The following is a 237-nucleotide window of genomic DNA, read 5'->3' as shown; positions in this document are numbered from 1 at the left end:
CGTTCAGCACCTTGTCGAGATTCCAGATCACGGCATCGGCGTTGAAGTCGCTACCGTCGTGGAATTTCACGTTCCTGCGCAGGGTGAAGCGCCACTTGGTCTTGTCGGTGTCGTCGACCTTCCATTCGGTCGCCAGGCCCGGGATCAGCGCGCTCGCCTTGTCCGACGACGACAGGTCCCACATCGTCAGCGCGTCGTACATCGTAAGCCCGGTGAAGCGGTTGCCCTCAAAACCCT

The 237-nt window shown here is 60.8% G+C and carries 1 protein-coding gene; it reads right to left on the bottom strand.

The window, feature by feature from the left end; translation table 11 throughout:
* Window positions 1–237 (bottom strand): ABC transporter substrate-binding protein (locus tag FNJ47_RS48965; protein WP_236000652.1); only part of this gene is annotated, 237 nt, incomplete at both ends.

Origin of the sequence: Bradyrhizobium uaiense (genome assembly GCF_010811875.1) — a bacterium.
GTDB classification, from domain to species: domain Bacteria; phylum Pseudomonadota; class Alphaproteobacteria; order Rhizobiales; family Xanthobacteraceae; genus Bradyrhizobium; species Bradyrhizobium uaiense.
This window is presented reverse-complemented; position numbering and strand designations above follow the sequence as displayed.